Genomic DNA, 23,445 nt, shown 5'->3' on the forward strand with positions numbered 1-23,445 from the left:
CATTGGGCCGGACCCACAGATCCGCACGCACACCCTCGGCATGCAGCCGGTCAATCGTCCCGGCAACAACCGTCCGGGCAACGTCCTTCTCAGCGGCCGGCACGGAATCCTCAAGATCAAGAATCAGCGCATCCGCCCCGGACGCCAACCCCTTATCGGCCCAACTCGCCTTATGGCCAGGAACAAACAACATCGAACGGTACGGCTTCATGAACTCTCCTCAGATAATAGGCGGCGCTGTGAGCGAGGGCGCCGCACTCCGGGCGCGGCAGCTCTGCTCCGACAATGGGGCCGGCTGGCCATTCGACAGCTTCCAGCGCGAATACTCCATTTTGTATTTTATATTAAACACCACAAGAAGCGATGTCCATCACGAGATTTCTTCCTTAGTTGCTGAAAACCTCTACAGCGCGGGACTGATGGCGATCTGTTTGAGTTCAGTGAACTCGAGGATTCCTTCAGGGCCACCCTCGCGGCCCCAACCGGATTGCTTGACGCCGCCCCACGGGGCGGTTACATCCGGGCCGAACACGTTCACTCCGACAGAGCCGGAGCGAATCCGCTTCGCGCACTCGATACCGAGGTCGCGGTCACGAGTGAAGACTGCACCGGACAGACCGAAGTCCGAATCGTTGGCAAGGGCGATCCCGTCTTCGACGGATTCGTAGGCCATCACCGCGGAGATCGGGCCGAATACCTCGTTTCGCGCCAAGGTTGATTCCCGGGCGACGTCCACCACAACAGTAGGCTCGAAGAACCAGCCCTTCTCCAGCCCTTCGGGACGGCCGCCACCAGCAACAACCCTGCCGCCTTCCTCCAAAGCCTTCGCCAGGAACGCTTCGGTGCGTTCGAGTCCCGCTTTGTTTGTTAAGGGACCAATGATGGTCTCGGGATCAAAGGGGTCACCGACTCGCAGTCGTTGCCACGCCATGGTGATCGCCTCAACGAACTCGTCGAAGCGCGACCGGGGAACAAGTATTCGGCTCAGCAGTGCACACACTTGGCCGGTGCCCGCCGCCGATCCCATCATGAGGACCTTCAGGACTTGGTCAAAGTCCGCATCGGGAAGCACCAGTGCTGCTGACTTGCCGCCCAGTTCGAGATGAGTGCGCGCGAAACGTCCACGTGTGGCTTCGATGACGTCTTGCGCTGCATGATGGCCTCCAGTTATGGAAACCAGGTCCACTCGGGCATCACTGGTCAACGCGCGGCCGACCGTGGAGTCTCCGCACAGGACCGAAAGCGTGCCAACCGGAAGGTCCGCCTGCTCCGCGCAATCGGCGACAACGCGCATGATGAGCTGAGAGTCCGACGCCCCCTTGACGATCACCGGGCATCCGGCAAGGAGCGCGGGAATGATTTTGGTTCCCATTGTCACGACAGGTCCGTTGTAGGAGATGATTCCCACGACCACACCGGCGGGCTCGTGTCGGATAATCACATCCCCGGGCGCGCCGGAGCGTACCTCATCCTTGAGCGCCTCCTCGGCGGCAGCGATGGCTGAACCCCACGCGGTGGCTGCGGCGTACTTGTGTAAGGTCTTGCTGTGTCGCAAGGACATGCCCGCTTCGGCAGCCCACAGAAGGCCCATCTCCCCAAACCGCTCTTCGAACAGATCGCACATGCGGCGGACGGCTGCCACCCGGTCCGCCACAGGAAGACCCGCCCAGTTGGGAAGCCCCTGCTCATGCGCAATCTTGACTGCCTGCGCGGCCTGGGCCACGCTCGGCAGAGCTACGTCAGTGACCACTTCCTCGCTCGATGGCGAGATGATGGTCCGCCGGCCGCCCTCCCCGGGAACCCAGGCCCCCGCGATAAACACATCATCAGGGTGGGGAACCGCAACTCCTGCTACTTCAACTCTTGACATTGACTAATCCCTAATCGAGAGATAACGCGGATGGTGACGGGGAGCTCAGAGGAAACAGCAAACATTTCCCTCCCCCCTCGCGAAAATAGTATATATTGCATTTATGTCTACCTCGATACAGCGGCCGTCCAGAGTTCTCATCAGCGGTGCGGCGGGCGGTCTCGGCACCGCCGTTGCCCGGCGCTTCGCCGCTGACGGAGCCCGCGTGGCCCTCACTGATCTAAACGCTGAAGGCGTCGCCGCACTCGCCGATGAGCTTGGCGGAGTCGCACTTCCCGCTGACGGCACCGACCGGGATGCACTGAAAATAGTCGTGGCGCGGGCCGCGGAGGAGTTGGGCGGCATTGACGCCGTCATCGCGACGCAGGGTGCACAAATTCCCTCTACAACCAGCCCCAAGACCGCAAAAGGCTGGGACCTGAGCATCGATATCAATTTGAATGGTCCCTTCTACCTCGCTTCCGAGGCCGTCCCGCACCTGGTGCAATCACGCGGTTCGATCGTCATGATCTCGTCATCGGCCGGACTGTTCTCCGGACCACCCGGCACCGCCGGTTACACCGCGGCAAAGACAGGGGTCATTGGCTTGGTCCGCTGGCTCGCCAGAGAATACGGTCCCCATGGAGTACGTGTGAACGCCGTCAGCCCCGGATGGATCCGGACGGCCTTGGGCGAAGGTGCAATGAAATTCCTCGCCGAACGTGACGGGCTAACCATCGAAGAGGCCTACGATAAAGCCACGTTGTCGGTACCGCTCCGTCGCGCCGCGGCACCGGATGAGATTGCCGCGGTTTGCGCCTTCTTATCCTCTTCTGACGCCGCCATGGTTACGGGGCACACCTTGATAGCCGACGGCGGTGCAGCAGTAATCGATTCATCCACCGAGATCTTCAACTAGGCGCCCAAGTGTCGGATGACGATGCCGCCGAAGCCGTTGGGGCAAAGCCCGAACCAGTCCCCGCCTTCTTCCGGTTAGCGGGCGGTGAACGTGGGGAAATCTTCCAGCCCTTGCCTTCTGCTAGGAGCGGCTGGAGTGCTAGGCGCCTGCAGGGGCCAGCGACTACTGGACTGCTTGCCAGGGCCGCGCAACGCTGTGCCCAGCTTGCAAGACCCGACCTGCAAGCGGCGCGCGCTTCCTTCGAGCTTTTCCGACCGGTACGCCTAACATCGACCACCACACGAGCAAGGATCGTCCGTGAGGGCCACCGGCTCCTGCTCGTGGACAGCTTCCTAATGCAGAACGGCGAGACGGTCGCCCGGGCGCATATCTTTTTCCTGGCACCTTCCGCCAATCCCGATGGCCGGATCTGGGCATCCGGAGACGAGTTCCCACCGCCGCCTTTGCAAGTTAGGCCGGCCCCTTACAATCGGCTCTACCGCAGCGAAGATTCGCAGTGGTCGGCAGACCCATCACTGTTCGCGCAGTCGACCCGGAAATATCTCTGGCAAGGGGAAATAGATATTGTCGAGAACGAAGCAGCAACAGGATTTGGACTGATCGCCGTCGCTTCCGATCTTGCCAGCCTCGTTATCCACTGGGGCACGCGAGGTGTACAGTTCATCAACGCCGAGACAACCGTTTCATTCTCTCGCCTGCCGTCAGGCCGGGGGGTCGGAGTGGCCTCTGCAGGCCGCTCCGCCCAGTCCGGGATTTCAGCAGGCAGCGCCGTACTTTACGACGCCAAAGGGGCGTTCGGCGTGGCCACAGTAACGGCCCTTGCCGAGGCTGGCCACACGATTCTAGGTCAGGCGTCCCCACCCAAACGTGACGCATCGAAATGACCGCTCCACTTGTAGGCGAGCGCATACCCGGGTGACCCTGTGCGCAGCCGCATTCCGTCGGCCAGCTCTCTTCCTGGCAAGACAAGCAAGCGATCCCCCTGCCCCCCATATCTGGCCTATGCAAAACTTCGTCACTTAACCACAAAAGACCGGAGCGCCGTTCTGAAAAAGCCCCGATCAGTTGGTCACCTCAAAGCAAAGCACAGCTGGGCTCTCCCGCCAGCGCCGTTTTGCCTCCAGCACCCTTACAACGATGCCAAACCAGGGTCATCGCCCTGTTTCCACCAGGGGCGATTCCTTCCCGGCCAGCGTAGTGGAAATCGCCCCTGCACATCATCGATCCAAGGCCTTGTCTTTGAACTCTGCCCTGATCGCCTCAGTATGCTCGCCCAGGGCGGGCACCGATCCGCTCCGAACAGGCCATCCGAGAGCCACCGCGGGCGGCAGCAGCGCGGGCACCGGCCCCGACGGCGTACCGACCTCGCGCCACCGTCCCCGCTCGCGAAGCTGCGGATGGTTAGCGAGGTCGTGGACGCTATTAAGCCTCGCGTTGCCGATCCCCGCGGCGTCGGCAGCCTCCTGTATGTCGGCCAGGGGGTGTCGGGCACACCAGGCACCCACGATGTCGTCGAGTTCCTCGCGCGCGGCTACCCTATCTTCGTTGTGAAGATAGCGCGGCTCATCGCCGAGTTCGGGTCGCCCGATCAGCCCGGCGAGCTTGCGCCACTCTCGGTCGTTAGTAGTACCAAGCACGGCGGTCTGGGCGTCGGAAGTGGCATAAGCACCATAGGGTGCGATCATGGGTGAACCCATACCCACCGGGGTGGGTTCGACGTCCGAATGGATGACCTGGTTCAGCGCGAATCCCATCAGTTCGGCGACTGTGTCCAGCATCGCAATCGGGATGATCGCGCCTTCGCCGGTGCGCTCACGATTGTAGAGAGCGGCAAGGATAGCGGAGTAAGCGTACAGCGCCGTACCGCAGTCGGCGACCGGAATTCCCGGTTTGGCAGGCTGTCCCGGCATCCCCGTGATCGAGCACGAACCGGCCTCGGCCTGCACGAGCAAGTCGTAGGCGCGCTTGTGATCGAGGGAACCGCCGGTGCCGTAGCCCGAGATGTCGACGATGATCAGGCGCGGGTAGCGCTCGGCCAGCTCATTGGTGCCAAGTCCCAGGCGGCCAAGCGCCCCCGGGGCCAAGTTGCTGACCAGCACGTCGGCTCGGGCAAGGATGCCGTGCAGCACCGCCATGTCGCTATCGGCACGCAGGTCGAGCGCCGCCGACTCCTTGCCGTGGTTGAGCCAGGTGAAGTGTGCTGACAAACCGCCGACGACGGTGTCGTAAGCACGGGTCGAGTCGCCGTACTTTGGGGCTTCGATCTTGATTACCCTCGCACCCAGGTCGGCGAGATGGCGGGTGGCGAGGGGTGCGGAGATTGCCTGTTCCAACCCGACGACTGTAATGCCGGCGAGCGGGCCTTCGACTAGCGGCCCGCTCATGCGAACCTCGGATCGCGCTTCTCGCGGTGCGAGGACACGCCTTCGACGACGTCGGGGCCACCGAAGTGGTAGAACTCCAGTCCCAGCGACGCATCGAAGATAGGCATCGCTTGGCGGTACCAGCCGTTCAGTGCCATCTTGGTCCCTTGAATTCCGGCGCGCGATCCTGCGGCGAGCTTGCGCGCGATTTCCAAAGCCCGGTCCTGCACCTCTTCGTCATCGACGCAGACCGAAACCATGCCGATCCTCTCGGCTTCCTCACCCGTGAGCACTTCATTGGTTAGCAGGTGGTACTTCGCCTTCGCCATCGACGTTAACAGTGGCCAGCAGATGGCGGCGTGGTCGCCGGCGGCCACGCCCAGACGCACGTGCCCGTCGATGATCTTTGCGCGACGGCCGGCGACAGAGATGTCGGCGAGCAGCGCAGCAACCAGGCCGGCACCGGCGGCGGGCCCGTTGATTGCGGAAATAATTGGTTGGGGTACCTCAATGATGTTGCGCACCAGGTCGCGTGCCTCGCGCATTACCCTGGTTCGCGAGGAGTAGTCGCCGATCATGGCCTCGACGAGGTCAAAGCTGCCTCCTGCCGAGAATGCCCGCTCCCCCGCCCCACGGATCACTACGGCGCGCACAGAGTCATCCAGCGCAATGACTGGCCAGATATCCGCCAGTTCACGGTGCGCTTCTGGTCCCACCGCGTTGAGGTTGGGGCCATCGAGCACGAGACGAAGAATGCCCTCTTCCGGCCGGTCGATCTTCAGGGCTGTGAACGCCTCATAGCCTGTCACTGTGGAGTCCTTTCGGTGGTGGACGGGCCCCGGTTCCAACGACGGGCCCCGCAAGGTGCGGCGCAGCTGCTCAGTTACCCGGTACCCAGGCAGCTGCTATGTCTTCGATGGGACTTGTTCCCGTCGAAGGAACAGATGGGACACGTGCCGGGGTGCCGCTGAATCGCGGCGCGGGCGCCGGATGCAGCACACCCCCGACAACTTGGTACATCACGCGCGCGGAATTGTGCGGGTCCCGGGCGGCCTCGTCGAAGGACAGGACCGGCGTTACGCAAGCATCAGTACCGGCGTAGACCGATTCCCACTCACCGCGCGTTTTCCGGGTGATGACGTCGGCGATGAGGGCGCGCAACCGCGGCCACTGAGACTGGTCGGACTGCGCTGGCCAGTCGCTCACATCGACGCCAAGCCGCGAGATGAACTCCCGGTAGAAATCAGCTTCAATGGCACCCACCGCAAGGTAACGGCCGTCCGCACAACGGTAAGTCTCGTAGAACGGGGCACCGGAATCCAGGAAGTTGGTTCCCGCCTCATCCGAAAAGAGACCCGCTGCGCGCAGGCCCTGGAGCTTCGCAGTCAGGACTGCGACGCCGTCGGCCATCGCTACGTCGACTACCTGGCCTTTGCCCGTACGCGCCGCCGATACCAGCGCGCTGGTAATGCCAAATGCACCCAGTGCGCCGCCAGCGGCGTAATCGCCGAGCAGGTTGATAGGTGGACGCGGGGCCTCCCCCTTGCGCGCCATCGCGTGCAGCGCCCCGGACTGCGCTACGTAATTGATGTCATGACCGGCGTCCTGGGACCGGGGACCGGTTTGGCCGTAGCCTGTCAACCGCACATACACCAGACGCGCGTTGCGTGCAGTTAGTTCCTGTGGGCCGAGGCCGAGGCGTTCAGCAACCCCGGGCCGATAGCCCTCAATAAAGACGTCGGCGTTGGCCGCAAGGTCCAACACCGACGCGCGCCCTTCCGCGTCCTTGAGGTCAACCGCAACCGCAGTGATGCCGCGGTTGACGACGTCAAGGTCTTCCGTCAGCCCCTCGGTCTGGGTAAGTCTCCGGGCAGAGCGGTTGGCAGGCCGGACGACACGGACGACTTCGGCTCCCATATCGGCGAGCAGCATCGAGACGTAGGGCACCGGACCCATGCCCGCCAACACCAATACCCGCATTCCTTCCAGAGGACCCACCATTTAATCAGCCTCTCTACGACTCGTGTGCTTCGACCTAGTACGAACGGGGCAGGCCCAGTACGTTCTGGGAGATGTAGTTGCGCACCATTTCCTGCGAGAAGGGAGCATTCCGCAGCAAGCGAACCTCGCGCCACAAACGCTCGATGTGGTATTCCTTCGCGTATGCGTACCCGCCAAGCGTGGAGAAGGCGCGGTCACAGGCATCAAAGCCGGCCTCGGCACCCAAGTACTTCGCGACGGCCGATTCTGAGCCGCACGGCTTTCCCTCATCGAACAGCTTCGCTGCATGCATTGATGCCAGTTCAGCGGCCTCGAGCCGAATCCACGAGTCTGCAAGCGGATGCGCGACGGCCTGGTTCTGGCCAATCGGACGATCGAACACAACACGCTTCTTCGCGTACTCGGTGCCGATTTCCAGCGCCGCCCGACCGAGGCCGATACCTTCCATCGCGACCACAATGCGCTCGGGATTCAAGCCATCGATGATGTAGTTGAACCCACGACCGACCTCGCCGATCACATCCTCGTCGGCAACGAAAAGGTCGTCGATGAAGAGTTCATTTGTGTCGATTGCAGCGCGACCGAGCTTATCAATCTCCCGAATCGTGACGTGCTCGCGGTCCATATCAGCAAAGAAGAGCGTCATACCGCGCAGCGGGTGCTCCGGATCCCGCGGTGAAGTCCGAGCAAGCAGGACCATCCGGTGCGCGTTCTGAGCATTCGTGATGAATACCTTTTGCCCGTTGATCAGCCACCCGCCGTCGACCTTTTCCGCCTTGGTGGTGATTCGGGAGGTGTCCACACCCGCGGTCGGTTCTGTAATCGCGAAAGCTGTGAGCATCTCACCGGACGCCAGCTTCGGAAGATATTCCTTCTTCATTTCCTCGGAGCCGTAGCGCACGATGGGTGCCGGCGGGAAGACATAAAAATGGATCGCGGATCCGCCGCTCATGCCCGCACCGGATGCAGCGATCTCGTTCATCATCACCGCAGCTTCCTGCAGGCCTAGTCCGATTCCGCCGTACTCCTCGGGAATCATGGCCCCGAGCCAGCCGCCGTCTGCGAAGGCCTTGATGAAGTCCCAGGGGTACTCGTGCTTGCGGTCTTTCTCCAACCAATAGTTGTTGTCGAACTTCCGGGCCAGCTCGCGCGTCGCGGCCCGGACGATCTCGATGTTGTTTTCAGTTTCCTCAGACATGTTCGTTCTCCTAATTCTGATCGCCCGCATATACGGGGATATCTTCCAGCGGGGTTGCCGGGTCAAGGGACGACATATCGCCAACCGGGGCTCCAAGGAACCGCGCTCGGATGGCCCGCCGCATGATCTTCCCGTTCTTGGTCTTCGGCAAAGTTCCCACCGTGTACAAAGTGGGGGCAAACGACTTTCCGGCGTTCTCCAGGGCTGTTTCCTGCAGGTTGCGTTGATCAGCCTCGCTTTCCCGCAGCACGGCGAATGCCACCGCCCGCTGACCACGCATCTGGTCTGGAACACCTATTACGGCAACCTCCGCGATCCGATTGTCCCGCAGGAGCGCCGCCTCTATCTCGGCCGGCCCAACGCGCCGGCCGGCAAGCTTGATCGTGTCATCCGAACGTCCGTGGATCACCCACACACCCTCCTGGCTGACGCTTGCGAGGTCGCCGTGCACCCAGACGTTCTCCCAGCGGTTCCAGTACGTATCAAGATACCGTTCGCGGTCCAGCCAAAAAGCGTGGGTCATGCCCGGGAACGTGTTGCGAACAACCAGTTCGCCGATCTCTCCGGTAACCGGGGCTCCGGTATCGGTAAAGACCGCCGCGTCGATACCCGGCAGCGGTCCGGTAAAGGCTGCGGGGGGCCCCGGCAGGAAGGGATAGCCAACCAGGATTCCGCCGCCAACCTCGGTGCCGCCGCTGTAGTTCACAATCGGCCGCTTACGGGCTCCGACGTCGTCAAACAACCACCACCAAGTGGGCTCGTCCCAGGCCTCACCAGTGGACACGAAGGTCTTGAGGGTCGGCATGGCCGGAGCCTGTGCTGCCCCTGCGGCCTTCATGGCACGCGCGGCCGTCGGGGCAATGCCCTGCACCGTGACGCCGTTGCGCTCAATGACCTCCCACATACGGTTCGCGGTCGGGTAGGTGGGCAAACCCTCGATCATCACGATCGTTGCCCCCAGCTGGAGCGGACCAGTCATGAGCATAGGGCCGACAAGCCACCCGAGGTCGGTGATCCAGGAAACGACGTCACCGGAGTGCACGTCGAAGCCGTAGGCGAAGTCTAGGGCGGTCTTCGCAGCGAAGCCACCGTGCGAGTGGACGATACCCTTGGGCCGCCCGGTCGTACCCGACGTGTAGACAATGGCCAAGGGATCGTTGGCGCCGGTCGTGGCTGTCTGAACCGGCTCAGGGTTGGTACCCAGCTCGTCGTAGTAGAGGTCCCGGTCGTCCTGCATTGGCACATCGGTGCCAAGGTGGCGGATCACCACCACCTGGCGGACGGTCGGAGCCATCGCCATGGCAGCATCCGCGGTCGCCTTGAGCCCGACCACCTTGCCGCGACGTGTGGTGCCGTCTGCAGTCACGAGCAGGACGGCTTCTGCGTCCTGCAGGCGGGTTGCCAGTGCATCCGGGGCGTACCCGGAGAATGTGGGCACCGCGACTGCGCCAAGCATTGCAACTGCAAGGAACGCCACGGCCGCTTCAGGAACCACCGGCATGAACAACACTACGCGGTCACCGCGATTGACGCCCAGACGCGCCAAGTGGGCGGCGAACCAACGGACTTCTGCGGCGAGTTGGGCGAATGTCAGCGAGCGGCGCTGGCCCCCGTCGCCCTCGTACACCACTGCGGTCCTGTCTGCCAGGGCACCCTGGCCGTGGCGGAGCGAAGCCAGCTCTGCGACGTTGATTTGTCCTCCGGTGAACCACTTCGGGAAAGGCCTACCTTCAGATTCGTCGAGAACCCGCTCGAATGGCACCGAAAATGCGACATCGAGATCCGTCAGCGCTGCGCGCCAGAACCACTCCGGATCCTCGACCGCCCGACGGTTAAGTTCGGCAACGGCGCCAGCGTCGTCACCAAATCCCCACTCCCTCATCGCCGCAAGCAGCCGCGAGCGCTCGCGGACCTCCGCGGGCGGCACCCATGCCATCGGCTGTGGTGCGTCAGTTCCAGGCATACCATGTCCTCCTTGACTGCTGGCCATTACGCTGATCGCGGTCTGCGGGATCAGGCGTTGTCGCCGAGTGACGACTTCTTGATCATGAGACCAACCCGGGTGGTGTCGCACACGACCTCGTCACGCTGGTTGATGCCCTGATGGCGGAACGTGACGATTCCAGAGTCTGTGCGGCTTTGGGACTCCCGGACCGCAACAATTTCTGTGCGGACACGGATCGTGTCGCCGTGGAACACCGGCTTGGGAAAATTAGTCTCCTTGAAACCAAGGTTGCCCAGAGTGGTGCCATACGTCGTCTCGTGCATGGATATGCCGCAGATCAAGCCATGAACAAAGAGACTGTTCACCAGCCGCTGGCCATGGATGGAGTTCTTGCTGTACTCGGCATCCAGGTGCAGAGGCGCCATGTTCAACGTCATGGTACTAAACAGAACGTTGTCGGCCTCGGTCACTGTCCGGCGGACCTCATGATCGATTACCATTCCAGGCTCAAACTCTTCAAAATACAAACCCGCCATTGGGTGTCCTCTCTCAACGATGATGCAGCTGGTTTAGCGGTCCCGACGGAGCAGGTCCAACTTTCAGATGCTTACATCTTAATCGAAAAAATAAAATATATGCAAGCCCTGCGCGGAACTCTCACACCTCCAGCGGCCGGTGCTTCCCCTGGCCGCTCGCCAACGCCCGTTGTCCCTAATCGCTGCCGGCCGGGGAACAACGACCAAGTGCTGACGGGTTCGGTGGGCAGCTTCCGCCTTCCTCCAGTTCCAGGGCTTGGCGCAGATGCCCCAGCTGGTCAGGCTTTAGTAAGCCCCGCCCCCCGGCCCGGACAGCAGTGGCGAGCGCCATCGCGAGATAAGCAGCGAGCACCCCTTGCCCACCGCCGTCGAACTCCTGCAGAGCCTTGACGTGAGCCCGCACCGTTCCAGCATCGCCCCGGGCCACAGGCCCTGTCAGGGCCGACTCGCCAGAGGCCAAAGCGTTCTCCAGCGTTGCCCGTAACAGCGGTCCGAGCAGCTGCCCCGGCGCTTCCACGCCAACGTCCCTCAATAGTTCGGAAGCCTGCCCCACGAGCGTGAGCAAGTGGTTTGAACCGTGCGTCAGGGCTGCGTGATAAAGCGGCCTGTCAGCCTCGGCAATGGCCACAGGCTTGCCACCCATCTCCACCACCAGAGCCTTCGCGATGGGCAACACAGTCGCGCCCGCCGTGACCCCAAAAGAGCAGTCCGACAGTCGCGTCACGTCAAGGCTCATTCCGGTGAAGGTCATGGCCGGATGCAGGGCGACCGGGTCGGCGCCGACACCACGCACCGCATCCAACACCCCCAACCCGAACCGCCCGGACGTATGGGCAACCAACTGCCCCGGCTGCCACAGGCCCAGCTTCGCCAGGTCGTCCACCAAACCGGGAAGGGCGTCGTCGGGCACCGCCAGCAGCACCAGCTCCGATCGCTCCACAATTTGCTGAACCTCCAGGACGGGTACCCCAGGGAGCAGTGCCTCAGCGCGCTCACGGCTTGCGTGGGAGGCCGCTGAAACCCCGAGGACGGCGTGCCCGGCCGCACGCAAGGCGGCGCCGAGCACGGCGCCGACCTTCCCTGCACTGATTATTCCGACGCCGAGGCGTCCGGACTTAGACATACTGCCTGGCCTTCCTGCGTGGGGCTGGCGGGACTTCCTCCGGTGAAAGGACGGATCCCGCCTTGACTGCGTCTGAGGGTTCCGCGCCGTGGCCGATTCGGGACCGCATGTTCTCGCTACTGATCCTGAATCTGCGCGTAGGTCTCGCGCAGAACGTATTTGAGTACCTTTCCTGACGCGTTGCGAGGGAGATCATCGGCGAAGAGGAAGTATTTCGGAACCTTGTAGCCGGCAAGCTGTTCCCGGCAGTACGCACGAAGGTCGTCAGTATCGATGCTGGCCCCTGCCTCAGGCACGATGACGGCACATCCGACCTCGGTGAATCGTTTGTCGGGGACGCCTACGACAGCTGCGAGCATCACACTCGGATGCGCCGACAGCACCTTCTCGATCTCTGCTGGATAGATGTTCTCAGCACCGCTGCGGATCATGTCTTTGGCACGTCCGCCGAGGTTCAGGAAACCATCCTCGTTGACGTAGCCCAGGTCCCCCGTGCGGCACCAGCCGTCGTGGAAGGTCGCCGCGGATGCATCCGGACGGTTCCAGTAGCCGGCGCTAACGCCGGCATTGCGCACCTCGATTTCACCGGCCTCTCCAACGTCAGCAGGTGTGCCGTCCCGGCGAACGACCCGGGCCTCCCCCATCGGGACCGGACGGCCGACACTGTTCGGCTGATTGAGAAAGTCCTCATCCTCCAAGGTTGTGGCTATCGCGCCTCCCTCGGTCAACCCGTACACCTGAGCGAGCTTGACGTGCGGCAGGCGGCGCTTCACTTCTTGAGCGGTTGACGGCATGAGCGTGTCACCACCGAGGATAAACCGACGCAATGACATAGGCAGTAGATCCTCAAGGTTCTCGTGGTGGAGGAGCTCGGTGAGGATGAACGGGAAAAGCAGGCAATCCGTCACTTGTTCTTCATGCAACACTTTCAGGAACCGCTCGACCGAGAAGTTTCCCGACGCCAGATGCACGGCTTTGCCGTGCATCAGAAGGGCAGGCAGGAACACGGCTTCGAAGCCACCCGCGTGGTACAGCGGGCCGGGGACGAGTGCAACGGTGTCCTTCGAGAACGACCAGCGCAGCGCCTGGGCGGATGCTGTGCCCATTTCATTTGCATGCGACCAGATTGCTCCCTTGGGCGATCCCGTCGTGCCTGAGGTATAAATCAGGGTCATCGGGTCTGCGGCTTCTATCAGGGGAAGATGTGCCTCCGCGAATGGTGCCCTATTCAGCATGGCACCGAACGGGTGGGCCCACGAGGGCACTTCATCATCAGAATCCGGCACCACCACGTAGGTGCCCACACTCGTCTCGGAGCGGACCTTTTCCAGACGGTGGAGCAGACTGCTGTGCACCAGCAGCACCGAGGTTCCGGAGTCGGAGAGAATGAAGGAAATCTCCGGCGCGGTCAACCGGAAGTTCAATCGAACCGTAACAACGCCCAGACGGGCGGCCGCCAGCATCAGCAGCGGATACTCCGCGTCATTGAACATCAGCAGGCCAAGCCGGTCGCCTTTACGCAGGCCCAGTTCGTGCAGGGCGAGCGCATAACGGAGCGTATGCTCATTTAGCTCGCCATAGCTCGTGCGCACCCGGCCATCAAAGCTCAATGCGGTTCGGTCGCCTTCGACCTGAGGAATCTGCTTCGCTGTCGACTCCACGATCCAGTTCACGTTCATTGGGTTCTCGCTGCCTCATTCTCAGTCCAACGTCACCATCTTTGGCGACGACAGGTCCTTTTTCAGTTAGTTGCCGTCCATCTGACGGCCTGTCCAGCTGACGGCGGCCGCCCCGGCAACTGCGGAATACCTCTGCAGTTACCGGGGCGCATGGCACCGTAGTGGTCATCCGCCGCTTGAGGCTCCGTGAGCCGGGAAGAACGGGCTCACCGGTTTCATGAACATCGCATCGAAGACCTGCTTGATGAAATCAGGCAAGACCATCTCGCCGGACATGAGCATGCGTTTGACTTCCTCGCGCAGCAGCGTGGGATCGCCGGCGGTTTCGTAGAGGGCCAAGTGACCCAGGTCCGGGGTGAAGACGCCGGGCAAAGGCTTGACGGCGGAGTTCAGCTCAAAGCGCTGCGCACGGACAAGACCTGGCGCGGATAGGACCTGGGGGATGTGCTCTTCGTCGTACCACTTGTTGAAAGTCGACCTCCCTTCTGCGTCGGCGGGGGGCCGGCACCACACCAGCCACAGGTTCCGTTCGTCAAGGCTTTCAAGGCTTGAGTACGCATCGCCGTAATGCATCGCGCTCACAGGTTCCAGGAAGAGAGCCGTGAACGGCTGGTTCAGAAGGTCGGGCAGCTGCATCTGCCCGGTGAGTAGCATCTGTTTAACCTCTTCCCGGAAAGAGGCAGGGCTGCCGTCGATTTCGTACATCGCGAGATGACCGAAATCCAAAGGGGCTGTTCCGTTGAGGGGCTTCGTGTCGGCAACCACGAAGCGTTGCGCGCCGATCATCCCCGTTGAGTCAGTCACCTGGGGGATGTGTTCTTCGTCGTACCACTTATCGAACGCCGCGCGCTCCCCCGTGAAAGTGGAGAAGGCAAAAAACAGGTTCCGGTCCTTGAACGCAGGAATCGCTGGAGAGGTCATATTGAGCCTTTCGGGTTAAGGAAATGTGAGGCTTGTCTTGCCCTTGGAGCGCAGCTTCTCGGTCGCCGTGAGGTCCAGACGCAGGCCCTCAGGGTCACGGCGCGGATCACCGGTCACGACGACTCCGTAGTCACGTGCAGCGCCCTCGACGCTGACGTACTCATCGCGCACATCCCGGAGCACGATCTCAGGGTCGCGGTCAAAGGGGTTGCCCCAGCCGCCGCCGCCGTTGGTGAGGCAGCGCAGGATGGACCCGGCCTTTGTTTTCCACATCTGCTGGCTGGCGAAGTAGTGGTAGGACCCGTTCGTCGGGTCCAGTGCCTTTGTCTTCGTGTCGAGGACTCCGGCGACCGGGACGCTGTCAACGTAGACCTCGGGGCCGGTGGTGGCTAGGAGGCCTCGCTTGTCGACGGCCTCCGGTGGGAAAATCCACATGGCACCGTTGGGTCCGGGTTCACCGCCGTTGGCGCCCACGCCGCTGGGCTTTTTTGTGCGGAACGGCGAGAGGTACTGGCTTGCGTCCGTCAGCCACAGAGTGTCCTTCAGGTTAGCGGCGCCGCCCCGAAACTTTCCGGGGCCACCGCTGTCGATAGCATGTTCCTTACGGAGCATGACGACCGGGGAGTCGTGCTCGATGGTTTCGGTTGCTGGGTCGAGGTTATTGAGGGTGAAGAGCACCGTGTAGCTGTCACCGTCGCCTGCCTTGGTTGCCCCCCACGGACCATGCTCACCGCCGCACTGGGTGGCGCTCGTCCACGACGACCCGTCGGTCCGTACACCAGAGGCGTTGTGGGTATTGGTGGAGCCGTAGTCACCTGCCACGCCTTTCTCACCCAGCACCGGGTTGAGGGCATCGAAAATCGCGGACACGACAGCACCCGAGGCCTCCCAGAACATCATGATTCCGCCGTCGGGCGGCAGAGAAGATACGAGCGTCCCGGGAGGAACGGCCAGGTCGATATTGCGCCAGGTTCCAGAGGTAAAAGGGGTTTCCGGGTCGAGCAGCATTGTCAACGCAACGCCCACCGCCGTCTTCGCGTCAAGCACGCCGCAGTTGATGCAGGTGCGGGCCTGCGGAGAGGTCCCGGAAAGATCGACTTCCAAGTCCTGCCCCCGCTTGCGCAGCGTCACGCGCACAGTGTAATCAATCGTGTCGTCCAGGCCGTCGGCGTCAATGAGGGCCGAGCCCTGATAGTCGCCGTCGGGGACGAGCGCAATTGCCTCGCGCATGCGTTCAGCTGAGGTATCGCAGGCGTACTCCAGGGTTCCCAGATAAGCATCCAACCCATAGCGTTCGACGTTTTCCAAGACCAGCTGCTCGCCGAGCCTCAGCTGCTGGTAGATGCTCTTGAAGTCGGGCAGCAGCATGCCGCCCCAGCGGGTGTTGTCGAAGATAAGGCTGAACGTAGATCGGACAGGCTTATCTTCAGACCACATCAGCATCGGAGGGATGACTAGCCCGTTCTCGTACACGTTCGTCTTCGTCGCGGAGAAGCCTCCGGGAACGGTGCCGCCCATGTCGAGTTGGTGAGCGCACATGTTGACGAAGGAGACGATCTTGCCGTCCACGAAGACGGGGCGGATAAAGGCCACGTCATTCACGTGACGACCACCCCGGTATGGGTCGTTACAGATCAGAACGTCGCCGGGCTTGAGGTTTTCGGGGCCGTACTCCGCGACAGTGTTGCGCACTGCATCCCCCATGGTCCCGAGGAAGACCACGAGGCTGTTGCTTACGACGGCCATCGGGTAGTTCTGTTCCGGCGGGCCGGATACGGTGCATGCGAAGTCGTACCAGTCTCGGATGATGGGCGAGAATGCTTCGCGCATGAATCCGGCCGACATGTGTTCGACCGCATACCGGAGCCGGTTGAGGATGACCGCAGTGGTGAACCGGTCGCTCTTGTAACGTGTGCTGAACTCGTAGTCGGAGATGTCGCGGAGCCGAAGCGGCTCGACGAGGTCGGTGATGGTCATTCTGTCACTTCTTCCGGATAATCAGTTCGCCGTATGGGCCGACGGAGACGGTCTGGCCCGCTCCTACATGGGTCGTGGACAGTTCCTCCTGAACAATGGCGGGACCTTCGAAGGTATCTCCGGCGCGGAGGGTCGTGCGGTCGTAGACGTCCGCTGATTGCTCCCCCACACCGTCGGCGTCGATGTCGCCGAGGTAGCGGAGGACGGTGGAGCGGATGGGCAGGAGAGGCTCGGCGCCGCGGGCCGGGATGTATGGATATTCGACCTTCGGGGTGTCGATCACCGCACGTACGCGGAAGGTGACGCCTTCAACGGGCATGAACTCGAAGCGGTTACCCGAACGGCCCTCATAGGTATCGTGGAATGAGGCGAGCAAGGTGGCAATGGCGGCCTCGTCGATCGTGCCGTCCGGTACCGGGATGAATGGCGTCTCCCAGCTCTGACCCGCGAGGTGGGCGTCCATGCTGCGCTGCAGGGTGATGCCTGTCTTGCCGGCGAAGCGTTCCACGAGCTGTTGCTCCATTTCACGGAACAGGGCGTCCACCTGCGGAGCCGCATCAGGCGTCAAGTAAAGATAGGCGCTGCGGTTAACAGTGAACACCTGGTCTGCCGACAGCAGGCCCAAAGCCGAGAACAGGCCGGGGTTGGGCGGCACGATCACTTGTTTGCAGTGCACGGTGTCGAGCACGGCCGGAAGAAGCATCGGGCCCGCGGCGCCGTATGCAAGCAGAGTGTAGTCGCGGGGGTCCACTCCGTTCTTGATCGCAACGTTGAACACGCCCTCGGCCATGTTGTTGACGGCCATCTCGTAGGCGAAGCGCACCCGGTGTCCGAGGTCCGATTCCGTCTGAAGACCCTGGAACGCTTGGCGTGCCAGCTCGGGGTCAAGGTTAACCTCACCGCCGGCGAACTCGCCGGGTTCGAGGATGCCAATCAGAAGACAGGTGTCGGTCGTCGTGGGCAGGGTACCGCCGCGGCCGTAACATGCCGGGCCCGGAGACGAGCCCGCGCTGTCGGGGCCCACCCGGATTTCACCAGCCGCTCCGATCGCGACAATGCTTCCGCCGCCTGCGCCTATGCTTGACACGTCGTTGGCCAGGGCGTTCACGACCAGGTCATGCTCGAGTTCGAAGGAAGTGTTGACGTAGGGCTTGCCGGCCGTGACGATGCTGATGTCGATCGATGTGCCTCCGACATCGGCGCAGAGGAGCTGGTGTTCCCCGATCAGCTCACCGAAGTGGGCGCATGCGACAGTTCCTGCAGCGGGGCCGGAGAAAACAATGCGGAAGGGATGCTCCATCGCTCGGTCCGCCGGGACGAGGGTGGCTGCGCAATCTGCGAAATTCAGCTGCCCTCCAAAGCCGAGGCCCTTGAGGCCCTGGTCGAGCCTGGATGTGTAGTCGGCGTAGATGATCTTCATAAAGGTATCGACCAGGGTGGTCGAGGCTCGTGCGTACTCCTTGGCCAACGGAGATACCTCGCTTGAGATTGAGCAAGCGACGTCTTGGCCGAGAATCTCATGAACGAGCTCACGCAGCCGCAACTCGTGGGCGTCGTTAATGTAGCCATTGATAAGGCAGATGGCGACGCCAGCGACCTCGCAATTGCGGAGGACCTCAAGTTCGCTGCGGGCCTGGCGTTCGTCGAGTTCGTACAGGACGCCGCCGTCGGCCGTGATGCGTTCTCGGATTCCGCGGCGAAGGTAACGGGGTACGAGGGGGCGGCCCGACGCATCGCCGAAGCTGCGGCGCCAGTGTGGGTCCAGGATTGCGCTGGCTGGGCGCCACACACGGCCCATGTCCAGGATGTCCCGGTGCCCCTCAGTGGTGAGAAATGCCACCTTCGGAAGCCGCCGCGTGATCACCGCATTAAGGCCGTGGGTGCTTGCATGGTTGAAAACGTTTGAGTCTTCGACTCCGAGAGTCTCGGCGCCCTGAAGTACTGAGCTCGAAACGTCGGCGTAGTTTGTGGAGACTTTAGCGGTATGGATCTTCCCATCCCGCAGGGCGACAACATCCGTGAATGTGCCACCGACATCAACAGCGAACATCTTTGTTCCTTTTCTGATTTCTTTGTGCGGCGGTTCTTATAGCAGGTCGACTAGCAGGGTGACCGGGCCGAGCCGGTTGCCTACCTCACGTGATGCCGAGTGCAGGCAGTTCCGGCACTTGACGACGTCCTGCCATCCGGACTCGGCCATGACTGGGTAACTCCACAGCTCGTGGGCGCCGCACTGCAGGCATGCGCCGTCCACAGGGTTTTGCTTCAGGGTCGGGAAAACCTCGGTGTTCTGAATTTGGGTCATTACAGCTCCAGTAATCGGGAGAATGGCGCCCCGTTGCGCCGTGCTGCAACGCTACAGGCGCGTCCTTGCCGGCCACCATCCTCTGAGCGAAGCTGAAACAGCCAGTTTGCGAACAACTGCCTGGCCGCCGTTTTTCTGTCGCCTTCGGCAGACTTTGCTGGAAGCCATCGCGCTGTCTGCCGGGTTGTCGTAACGGCGCCCGGGCTTTATATTATATATGTAGCGGAGAACTACTCCCCTGATATCCCCCGACCGGGTCGATATTGTGAGCACCTTCTGACCAAAGGTGCAGGGCAAGGGTGGATCACCTCGAACAGATTCAATCCAATGGCTTTGGCAAAAGCAGGAACATCGACGGGAGCCTCTGCTTCTACGAGGCACTGCCAGGAGAGGACCATGTGAGCGATATATCATACGCCATCAAGAACGAAGACTTCAGCGCGTGGGTTTCGCTAAGCGAAACCCACGCCGACGTCGCTTCCCGTTCCACCGCGCTTGCGCTGGCAGCGCTCCTGGACCGGCCCGCCCCGCCCGTCGAAGCCGGCCAGGCCAAGCTCTTCCCACTCGGTCACTGGCTCCATTTCACGCCAACGGCAGCACACAGCGAGCTAGGCAAAGATGGACATCCCCGGCTTGGAGGGTTCCTGCCACCTCTTCCGCTTCCACGCCGCATGTGGGCGGGCAGCAAGATCTCCTTCCACTCCCCTATCACGGTGGGCCAACCGCTCACGCGCACAACCACGATCGAGTCGATCACGCCGAAGAGCGGTTCCAGTGGGAAACTCTGCTTCGTCGTTCTCCGCCATGACCTCCGCGCGTCAACTGTGCACGCCCTTACAGAACATCAGACTCTCGTGTACCGCGAAGCCGTACCGCTCGATCTCTCTGCAGCTTCTTCCCAGCGCCCACCGCGCGAAGCAACAGAGGCTCCAGCGGGCTGGGAATGGAGCCACGCCTTCACTCCTGACGAAGTCAACCTCTTTATGTACTCCGCACTTACCTTCAACGCGCACCGTATTCATTACGACCTTCCCTACGCAACAGGAGTCGAAGGCTACCCCGGGCTGGTAGTCCACGGACCGCTCTCGGCTTCTTTGCTGGTTGACAGGTTCCTCTTGGAACACCCCGGGGCCGAAATCACCTCATTCGAGTTTTCCGCCCGCTCGCCGGTGTTTGTTGGCGAACAGATTCACATCTGCGGCCGCGCAGATGGTAACGGCGCTGCGGAGCTAGCCGTGTTCGCGCCCGGCGGCGCCCAGGCGGTCACCGCCCGCCTCGAATACCGCTGACTTTTCACTCACACACAACCACAGAAAGCGAGAACCGCGCGTGAGCAGAGCCGCAATCATTGCACCGGTACGCACCGCCGTCGGCGCGTATGGCAAGTCCCTTAGGCCCGTCGCCGTTGAGACTCTCGGCGCAGCAGTCGTCAAGGCTGTCGTAGACCGCAGCGGGATCGACCCGGAACGAATCGAGGACGTCGTCTTCGCGCAGTCCTATTCAAACAGCGAGACCCCTTGCGTTGGCCGCTGGATAGGGCTCGAGGCAGGCCTACCCATCCACTCCGCAGGAATGCAGCTTGACCGTCGATGCGGTGGCGGCCTGCAAGCCGTCGCCACCGCCGCGATGATGGTCCAAACCGGCGCCGCAGACGTTGTCATTGCCGGTGGCGTAGAAAGCATGAGCAACATCGAGTACTACACCACCGATCTCCGGTGGGGTTCGCGATCCGGCAACGTGACCATGTACGACCGCCTTGAGCGCGGCCGTGAACGATCACAACCCCTCGAGCGTTTCGGCTATATATCGGGGATGATCGAGACCGCAGAAAACGTCGCAAAACGCTACGGCATCACCCGCGAAGAGGCAGACGCTTTCGCCGTGGCCAGCCATCAGAAAGCTCAGGCTGCGTGGGACCGTAATGCATTCGACGACGAGGTCGTTCCAGTCCTCGTGCCCCAGCGCAAGGCAGATCCGATCGCCTTTGCCCGCGACGAAGGAATCCGCGGCGAGACCACGATGGAGACCCTCGCCAGACTCCGTCCTCTCATGAAGGGCGGCGTGACGACGGCTGGCAACGCGAGCCAGCAGAATGATGCTGCCGCCGCTTGCCTCATCGTCTCAGAAGACAAGCTCGATGAATTCGGCGTCGAACCAATTGCATTCCTGGAAGGTTGGACCGCGGCTGGCTGCGAGCCAGCCGAAATGGGCCTGGGACCCGTACCCGCCGTAGAGAAGCTATTCAAGCGGACAGGACGCAGTTTTGACGACGTTGATCTGGTCGAGCTCAACGAGGCGTTCGCCGCCCAGGCACTTGGTGTACTAAAAGGCTGGGACTGGGATGACCGCGCAAAACTCAACGTCAACGGCTCCGGTATCTCCCTGGGCCACCCGGTCGGGGCGACTGGACTCCGGATCATGACCACGATGCTGCACGAACTGCATCGCCGTGGTGGCGGACGCGGCCTCGAGACCATGTGCATCGGCGGCGGCCAGGGCATGGCTGCATTATTCGAGGTGGTGTAGTCGTGGCAGAACGAGCCACCCGCCCGGCACCCCTCACCGGCCTCACTGTGGTCGAAATTTCCGCCTTCGTCGCCGCCCCGCTAGGGGGAATGACCCTCGCCCAACTAGGCGCCGAGGTCATCCGCATCGACCCCATCGGAGGCAACATTGACCACAGCCGGTGGCCGGTCACCCAGGAAGGCAACAGCATCTACTGGGCCAGCCTCAACAAGGACAAGAAGTCCATTACGCTCGACCTCAAGAGCGAAGAGGGGCAGGCCATCGCCAGCGAAATCATTGCCTCTGCCGGCACGTTGATCACCAATTTGCCCGCCCGCGGATGGTTGAGCTACGAAAACCTCTCCCGGCGTCGGCCCGATCTTGTCATGCTGCGCCTCACCGGCAACCACGACGGCTCTCCCGCCGTCGACTACACGGTCAACGCCTCCAGCGGCTTCCCGGCAGTTACGGGTTCCGATGGGACGCCAGTCAATCATGCGCTTCCCGCCTGGGACGTGGCAGCCGGCCTGTACATCGCGACCGGCGTACTCGCTGCCGAGCTGGAGCGCCGATGCTCAGGACAGGGGCAGGAAATCAAGATCGCACTCTCCGACGTGATGCTCGCGACGGTCGGCAACCTCGGGTACATCGCCGAGATCCAAACCAACGGCAAGTCGCGCGGCCCGCTCGGCAACGCCCTCTACGGCGCCTACGGTCAGAGCTTTGCGACGGAGGACGGACGTGAGGTGATGGTTGTCGCGATCTCGAACCGACAATGGCGGTCGCTCGGGGACGCCACGGGGTTGAGCGAAAAACTCGCCATGATCGGTCCAATGCTCGACGTCGACCTCACCACGGAAGGTGGACGGTTTGAGGCGCGGGACGCCATCGATGCAGTGCTTCGACCGTGGTTCGCGCGCCGGACCGCCGAGGAAGCCACGAAGCTCCTCGCCGATGCGGGTGTACTGCAAGGAGTATTCCGCACGTTCGAGCAACTGGTCAATGAAGATGCCCGCTGCACGACCGACAACCCGCTCTTCACCGAGATCGATCAACCCGGAGTCGGGCGGGTGCTGGCACCGCGCAGCCCGCTTGCCTTCCAGGATACGGTGCTCTCCAATGCCAGGCCTGCTCCCCATCTGGGCGAAAACACCGACGACGTACTTGCCTCAGTTCTGGGAAAGTCCGCGGGCGACATCGACAGGCTTCGCTCCCGCGGGGTTCTCTCGTCCTGAACGCTTTCCCACCGACAGATCAGCACAGAGCTTCACTTAGGAGAACAAATGGCATTGCTTACGGGACGCACAGCGGTCATCACGGGCTCAGCGCAGGGCATTGGCTACGCAATTGCACAAGCCTTCGCAGCGGAGGGAGCGAATATTGTGATTGCCGACATCAACGCCACGGCTGCGACCGAAGCGGCGGCCAAACTCGGAATCGGCGATCGTGCAATCGGCGTAGGCTGCAACGTGGCCGACGGCGGGGACGTTGACGCCCTGGTGAAGGCCGCCACCAACGCTTTCGCTTCCCTGGACGTATTCGTGAATAACGCGGGCATCACCCGAGATGCCACCATGCGCAAGATGACCGAGGAAATGTTCGACCTGGTTATCGCCGTGCACCTGCGCGGCAGTTGGCTCGGAACCCGCGCAGCAGCCAACGTCATGCGGGATCAGGAAAACGGGGGCTCGATAGTGAATATTTCCTCGATTTCCGGCAAGGTAGGGCTGTTGGGGCAGACCAACTACAGTGCGGCCAAAGCAGGAATCATCGGCCTCACCAAGGCTGCAGCCAAGGAGGTCGGATTCGCCGGCGTTCGCGTCAACGCCGTGCAGCCGGGCCTGATCCGCACACCCATGACCGAGACCATGCGGTCTGACATTATGGAAGCACGCCTGAAGGAGATCGCACTCGGCCGCGTGGGTGAGCCAGCCGAAGTTGCCCAGGCGGTACTGTTCCTTGCAAGCGACATGTCGAGCTACATGTCGGGCGCCGTTCTTGAGGTGACCGGTGGCAGGCACATGTAGAGTCCGACGCGAAGGACCGTCGGCGTAATCTAGCCTGAGCGGAAGCTGTCCGGTCCCGGAGCTGGGATCCGCTCCGGGACCGGACACTTCTGTTGGT

20 protein-coding genes are annotated in these 23,445 nt (G+C 62.2%); 6 read left to right on the plus strand and 14 right to left on the minus strand.

The window, feature by feature from the left end:
- Positions 1-211, minus strand: a 211-nt coding sequence (locus tag ACFVTE_RS11580; protein WP_387100548.1) for an aldolase/citrate lyase family protein, incomplete at its 3' end; no start/stop codon positions are given.
- A 192-nt stretch (positions 212-403) separates the two neighbouring features.
- Positions 404-1,870, minus strand: a complete 1,467-nt coding sequence (locus ACFVTE_RS11585) for an aldehyde dehydrogenase family protein (protein WP_387100550.1) — start codon at positions 1,868-1,870, stop codon at positions 404-406.
- Between the two features lie 103 nt (positions 1,871-1,973).
- Between ACFVTE_RS11585 and ACFVTE_RS11590 the strand changes: the two genes are divergently transcribed.
- Both ACFVTE_RS11590 and ACFVTE_RS11595 read left to right on the plus strand, forming a co-directional pair.
- Positions 1,974-2,768, plus strand: a complete 795-nt coding sequence (locus ACFVTE_RS11590; protein WP_387100551.1) for an SDR family NAD(P)-dependent oxidoreductase — start codon at positions 1,974-1,976, stop codon at positions 2,766-2,768.
- An 8-nt stretch (positions 2,769-2,776) separates the two neighbouring features.
- Entirely contained in the window at positions 2,777-3,652 is an 876-nt protein-coding gene (locus ACFVTE_RS11595) for an acyl-CoA thioesterase domain-containing protein (RefSeq protein WP_387100553.1), read from the plus strand.
- A 333-nt stretch (positions 3,653-3,985) separates the two neighbouring features.
- Here ACFVTE_RS11595 and ACFVTE_RS11600 read toward each other — a convergent pair whose 3' ends face one another.
- The 12 genes from ACFVTE_RS11600 to ACFVTE_RS11655 form a co-directional block, all read right to left on the minus strand.
- A complete protein-coding gene (locus ACFVTE_RS11600) occupies positions 3,986-5,152 on the minus strand; it encodes a CaiB/BaiF CoA transferase family protein (protein ID WP_387100555.1) in 1,167 nt (388 codons plus the stop codon).
- Positions 5,149-5,940, minus strand: a complete 792-nt coding sequence (locus ACFVTE_RS11605; RefSeq protein ID WP_387100557.1) for an enoyl-CoA hydratase/isomerase family protein — start codon at positions 5,938-5,940, stop codon at positions 5,149-5,151. The genes ACFVTE_RS11600 and ACFVTE_RS11605 overlap by 4 nt, the downstream gene beginning before the upstream one ends.
- 70 nt (positions 5,941-6,010) lie before the next feature.
- Positions 6,011-7,132, minus strand: a complete 1,122-nt coding sequence (locus tag ACFVTE_RS11610; protein ID WP_387100558.1) for a CaiB/BaiF CoA transferase family protein — start codon at positions 7,130-7,132, stop codon at positions 6,011-6,013.
- A gap of 34 nt (positions 7,133-7,166) precedes the next feature.
- A complete protein-coding gene (locus ACFVTE_RS11615; protein WP_387100559.1) occupies positions 7,167-8,330 on the minus strand; it encodes an acyl-CoA dehydrogenase family protein in 1,164 nt (387 codons plus the stop codon).
- 10 nt (positions 8,331-8,340) lie between these two features.
- The gene (locus ACFVTE_RS11620; protein WP_387100560.1) at positions 8,341-10,293 is read right to left on the minus strand and encodes an AMP-binding protein; all 1,953 of its coding nucleotides are present in this window, start codon (positions 10,291-10,293) and stop codon (positions 8,341-8,343) included.
- A gap of 50 nt (positions 10,294-10,343) precedes the next feature.
- Positions 10,344-10,811, minus strand: coding sequence for a MaoC family dehydratase (locus tag ACFVTE_RS11625; protein ID WP_387100561.1), 468 nt, complete (start codon positions 10,809-10,811; stop codon positions 10,344-10,346).
- A gap of 175 nt (positions 10,812-10,986) precedes the next feature.
- On the minus strand, positions 10,987-11,934 hold the full coding sequence (locus ACFVTE_RS11630; protein WP_387100562.1) for a Rossmann-like and DUF2520 domain-containing protein: 948 nt from the start codon (positions 11,932-11,934) through the stop codon (positions 10,987-10,989).
- Positions 11,935-12,050: 116 nt separating this feature from the next.
- A complete protein-coding gene (locus tag ACFVTE_RS11635) occupies positions 12,051-13,613 on the minus strand; it encodes a class I adenylate-forming enzyme family protein (RefSeq protein ID WP_387100563.1) in 1,563 nt (520 codons plus the stop codon).
- Positions 13,614-13,778: 165 nt separating this feature from the next.
- The gene (locus tag ACFVTE_RS11640) at positions 13,779-14,534 is read right to left on the minus strand and encodes a hypothetical protein (protein ID WP_387100564.1); all 756 of its coding nucleotides are present in this window, start codon (positions 14,532-14,534) and stop codon (positions 13,779-13,781) included.
- Between the two features lie 15 nt (positions 14,535-14,549).
- A complete protein-coding gene (locus tag ACFVTE_RS11645; protein ID WP_387100565.1) occupies positions 14,550-16,511 on the minus strand; it encodes a hydantoinase B/oxoprolinase family protein in 1,962 nt (653 codons plus the stop codon).
- A 4-nt stretch (positions 16,512-16,515) separates the two neighbouring features.
- Positions 16,516-18,561 (minus strand): hydantoinase/oxoprolinase family protein, encoded by a 2,046-nt coding sequence (locus ACFVTE_RS11650; protein ID WP_387100567.1) that lies wholly within the window; start codon positions 18,559-18,561, stop codon positions 16,516-16,518.
- Positions 18,562-18,597: 36 nt separating this feature from the next.
- The gene (locus tag ACFVTE_RS11655) at positions 18,598-18,816 is read right to left on the minus strand and encodes a hypothetical protein (RefSeq protein ID WP_387100568.1); all 219 of its coding nucleotides are present in this window, start codon (positions 18,814-18,816) and stop codon (positions 18,598-18,600) included.
- Positions 18,817-19,115: 299 nt separating this feature from the next.
- Between ACFVTE_RS11655 and ACFVTE_RS11660 the strand changes: the two genes are divergently transcribed.
- The 4 genes from ACFVTE_RS11660 to fabG are packed head-to-tail and all read left to right on the plus strand — an operon-like array spanning position 19,116 to position 23,348.
- Positions 19,116-20,105, plus strand: a complete 990-nt coding sequence (locus ACFVTE_RS11660; protein ID WP_387100569.1) for a MaoC family dehydratase N-terminal domain-containing protein — start codon at positions 19,116-19,118, stop codon at positions 20,103-20,105.
- Between the two features lie 40 nt (positions 20,106-20,145).
- Complete coding sequence (locus tag ACFVTE_RS11665) at positions 20,146-21,342, plus strand: acetyl-CoA C-acetyltransferase (RefSeq protein WP_387100570.1); 1,197 nt, start codon at positions 20,146-20,148, stop codon at positions 21,340-21,342.
- A 2-nt stretch (positions 21,343-21,344) separates the two neighbouring features.
- Positions 21,345-22,556: a CoA transferase gene (locus ACFVTE_RS11670; protein ID WP_387100571.1), complete on the plus strand. Its 1,212-nt coding sequence runs from the start codon at positions 21,345-21,347 to the stop codon at positions 22,554-22,556.
- 48 nt (positions 22,557-22,604) lie between these two features.
- A complete protein-coding gene (gene fabG / locus ACFVTE_RS11675) occupies positions 22,605-23,348 on the plus strand; it encodes a 3-oxoacyl-ACP reductase FabG (protein WP_387100572.1) in 744 nt (247 codons plus the stop codon).
- The last annotated feature ends 97 nt before the right edge of the window (positions 23,349-23,445 follow it).

It is taken from the genome of Arthrobacter sp. NPDC058097, assembly GCF_042884885.1.
Taxonomy (GTDB): Bacteria; Actinomycetota; Actinomycetes; order Actinomycetales; family Micrococcaceae; genus Arthrobacter.

Coding starts and splice junctions, on each gene's coding strand:
- ACFVTE_RS11585 (WP_387100550.1), bottom strand. CDS start 1,870: ATGTCAAGAGTTGAAGTAGCAGGAGTTGCGGTTCCCCACCCTGATGAT.
- ACFVTE_RS11590 (WP_387100551.1), top strand. CDS start 1,974: ATGTCTACCTCGATACAGCGGCCGTCCAGAGTTCTCATCAGCGGTGCG.
- ACFVTE_RS11600 (WP_387100555.1), bottom strand. CDS start 5,152: ATGAGCGGGCCGCTAGTCGAAGGCCCGCTCGCCGGCATTACAGTCGTC.
- ACFVTE_RS11610 (WP_387100558.1), bottom strand. CDS start 7,132: ATGGTGGGTCCTCTGGAAGGAATGCGGGTATTGGTGTTGGCGGGCATG.
- ACFVTE_RS11615 (WP_387100559.1), bottom strand. CDS start 8,330: ATGTCTGAGGAAACTGAAAACAACATCGAGATCGTCCGGGCCGCGACG.
- ACFVTE_RS11620 (WP_387100560.1), bottom strand. CDS start 10,293: ATGCCTGGAACTGACGCACCACAGCCGATGGCATGGGTGCCGCCCGCG.
- ACFVTE_RS11625 (WP_387100561.1), bottom strand. CDS start 10,811: ATGGCGGGTTTGTATTTTGAAGAGTTTGAGCCTGGAATGGTAATCGAT.
- ACFVTE_RS11630 (WP_387100562.1), bottom strand. CDS start 11,934: ATGTCTAAGTCCGGACGCCTCGGCGTCGGAATAATCAGTGCAGGGAAG.
- ACFVTE_RS11635 (WP_387100563.1), bottom strand. CDS start 13,613: ATGAACGTGAACTGGATCGTGGAGTCGACAGCGAAGCAGATTCCTCAG.
- ACFVTE_RS11640 (WP_387100564.1), bottom strand. CDS start 14,534: ATGACCTCTCCAGCGATTCCTGCGTTCAAGGACCGGAACCTGTTTTTT.
- ACFVTE_RS11645 (WP_387100565.1), bottom strand. CDS start 16,511: ATGACCATCACCGACCTCGTCGAGCCGCTTCGGCTCCGCGACATCTCC.
- ACFVTE_RS11650 (WP_387100567.1), bottom strand. CDS start 18,561: ATGTTCGCTGTTGATGTCGGTGGCACATTCACGGATGTTGTCGCCCTG.
- ACFVTE_RS11655 (WP_387100568.1), bottom strand. CDS start 18,816: ATGACCCAAATTCAGAACACCGAGGTTTTCCCGACCCTGAAGCAAAAC.
- fabG (WP_387100572.1), top strand. CDS start 22,605: ATGGCATTGCTTACGGGACGCACAGCGGTCATCACGGGCTCAGCGCAG.